General features: G+C 39.0%; 2 protein-coding genes. One reads left to right on the top strand and one right to left on the bottom strand.

All coding sequences use genetic code 11. The annotated features are described in order from the left end of the window. Positions 1–2,004 (bottom strand): class I tRNA ligase family protein (locus tag Q0L68_RS18500; protein ID WP_296705735.1); only part of this gene is annotated, 2,004 nt, incomplete at its 3' end. A 173-nt stretch (positions 2,005–2,177) separates the two neighbouring features. Here Q0L68_RS18500 and Q0L68_RS18495 point away from each other — a divergent pair. Next, the coding region (locus Q0L68_RS18495) for an amidohydrolase (protein WP_296705734.1) at positions 2,178–3,278 on the top strand (1,101 nt) is incomplete at its 3' end.

The following is a 3,278-nucleotide window of genomic DNA, read 5'->3' as shown; positions in this document are numbered from 1 at the left end:
TAAGTTCAATTGATCATTGTAGACAATATTTACATCGACATGCATTGCCGAAGTTTCGTGTTGATCTTTCAGTCCGTGACTTACAAACTTATTGGTGCCTTTTATTCTATATACAAAATTTGACCTACCCTGAATCATTCCCTGATTGATCATTTTTTGGAAAGGCTCGTCAATATTTACCACTCCCAGATCGTAAAGGAACTTGGTCCAGAATCTAGAATATAATAAGTGTCCAGTAGCATGTTCGGAACCTCCGATATATAAATCCACTGCACCCCAGTAATCAGTATTCTCTTTAGCAGCAAATTCGGATTCGTTTTTAGGGTCCGTGTACCTAAAGAAATACCAGCTTGAACCAGCCCAACCCGGCATCGTGCTCATCTCAAGTGGATATTCTCCATCAGCAGATTTGTATGTCCAATCTGTTGCCCGACCAAGTGGAGGAGCACCATCTTCGGTAGGTAAATATTTATCTACTTCTGGAAGAACTAAAGGAAGGTCTTTTTCTTCAATCAGATATGGTAATCCTTCCTTGAAATACACGGGAAGTGGTTCTCCCCAATAGCGTTGACGCGTGAAAATAGCATCGCGCATTCTAAATTGGATTTTACCTTTTCCGATGCCTTTTTCCTCCAAAAATTCGATGGCTTTGATCATGGCATCTTTCATGTAAAGATTAGAAATGAAGCCAGAATTAATGATTAGGCCACCTTTTCCGGGAAAAGATCCTTCTTCCATAGATCCTTCGATCACTTGTCGAATCTCTAAGCCGAAGTGCTTTGCAAAGTTGTAATCACGTTCATCATGAGCTGGTACTGCCATCACAGCTCCGGTTCCATATCCCGCCAAAACATAATCTGCTACCCAAATTTGGATTTCTTCTCCGTTAAAAGGATTAATGGCATAAGAACCTGTAAATGCTCCGGATATTGTCTTGACATCACTCATTCGTTCTCGCTCCGAGCGGTTTTTGGCTACTTCTATATATGCCTCAGCAGTTTCTCTTTGATCATCAGTAATCAAAGCGGCTGCTAAATCAGATTCTGGGGCTAAGGCTAAATAGGTGACTCCATATATAGTATCCACTCGAGTAGTAAATACCTTGATGGTTTCATTGGAATCTTTGACTTGAAAAATCACTTCCGCGCCAATCGATTTTCCAATCCAGTTTCGTTGCATTTCTTTGATTGGTTCAGACCAATCAATTTTATCAAGACCTTGTAATAATCTGTCTGCATAAGCAGTGATTCTCATAGACCACTGCATCATTTTTTTTCGTTCTACAGGATGACCGCCTCTTTCAGAAAAACCATCTTTTACTTCATCGTTAGAAAGAACTGTCCCTAAAGCAGAACACCAGTTTACGGTAGTTTCAGCAAGGAAAGTTAATCTGTACTTTAACAGCATTTCCTGTTTTTCTTTCTCAGAATATGCGTTCCATTTTTCAGCGGAGAAAATAGGAGTTTCATCATCACAAGCTGCTTTGATATTTTTGTTTCCCCCTTTTTCAAACCTGGAAACTAATGAATCAATAGAAAGTGCTTTATCTGCATCTTGGTCATAGTAGCTATTGAATAGCTGCATGAATATCCATTGAGTCCATTTGTAATAGGATGGATCAGAAGTTCTCACTTCTTTGCTCCAATCGAATGCAAATCCAATATTCTTTAATTGCTCCGTATATCGAGTAATATTTTGTTCAGTAGTGATCGCGGGATGTTGACCAGTTTGTATTGCATATTGCTCAGCAGGTAATCCAAAACTATCATAGCCCATTGGGTGAAGAACATTAAACCCCTTTAGTGTCTTAAATCTAGCCACTATATCAGAAGCAATGTAACCAAGAGGATGCCCCACATGTAATCCTGCTCCTGAAGGGTAAGGAAACATATCCAGGGTATAAAATTTGGGTTTCTCAGGGTTTACTTTTGCCAGGAAAGTTTGGTTCTTTTCCCAGTAAGCCTGCCATTTATTCTCAATTTCCCTAAAAGTGTACTCCGCCATGATTGAATTATTCGTGATTTTTTTGCTAAACGCCTGCAAAAATAGGAAAATTGACTGGGTTTGGAATGAAAATCTCTAATTCCTCCTGTCTATTAATTATATCCATTGATCATTTTTTTGAATTCAACTCATGACTTTTTAGTATTTTTCACTTTAACCATACCATCAACCCTATGAAAATCTCTACCCTATTAAGGCAAACCTTTGCGGTTTGTGTTACATTATTAATCACTCAAATTTCTTTTGGACAGAAGAAATACTCCGAAAAGCAAAAAGAGGCTTTAAAACAAGAAGTCCTTCAAATTGTAGAGCAGGAAGCAAAAATGAGCCAAGTAATGGTTGATAAGATTTTTAGTTTTGCAGAACTAGGATTTCAGGAAGTAGAATCCTCTAACTACTTAACTGGAATACTTCAGGAAAACGGATTTGAAATTAAAATGGGTGTTTCAAATATCCCAACGGCATGGTTTGCCACATGGAGTAATGGAGAAGGCCCGGTAATCGCTTTAGGTTCCGATGTAGATGATATTCCAAAAGCCTCTCAGTATCCTGGGGTTGCCTACCATAAACCGATCATTGAAGGAGCTCCTGGTCATGGAGAAGGTCATAATGCGGGTATTCCATTAAATATCACAGCAGCTTTGGCAGTGAAGAAAATCATGGAAAGAGAAAATATCGGAGGAACTTTAATTCTTTGGCCAGGGATTGCGGAGGAATTGGTGGCATCAAAAGCTTGGTTCGTTCGAGATGGATTATTCGATGATATAGATATCTGTATTTTCACGCATGTTGGAAATAATTTAGGAGTTAGCTATGGTCAAGCTTCTGGAACAGGTTTAATATCAGTAGAATATACATTTAGCGGGGAAGCAGCTCATGCCGCCGGAGCACCTTGGAGAGGAAGAAGTGCTTTAGATGCAGCTGAATTAATGAATGTTGGTTGGAATTATAGAAGAGAGCACCTAGACCCTTTAAAAAGGTCACATTCCATTTTTACAGATGGTGGAGATCAGCCAAATGTAGTTCCATCCAAAGCATCAATCTGGTATTATTTCAGGGATGTAAAATACGATGGAATCATGGAGATGTATGATGTTGCAAATAAAATGGCGGAAGGTGCAGCTTTGATGACTGATACCAAAATGACTTCAAAAATTCTTGGTACCGCGTGGCCAAGACATTTCAATAAAGTGATTGCAGAAAAAATGTATTCAAATATTTTGAAAGTAGGATTGCCAGAATGGTCAGAGGAAGATCAAGCACTTGCAAAAGCG

It is taken from the genome of Algoriphagus sp. (genome assembly GCF_024642405.1).
Lineage (GTDB): Bacteria > Bacteroidota > Bacteroidia > Cytophagales > Cyclobacteriaceae > Algoriphagus.
The sequence above is the reverse complement of the archived record's forward strand: the minus strand, read 5'-3'. Positions and strand labels throughout refer to the sequence as shown.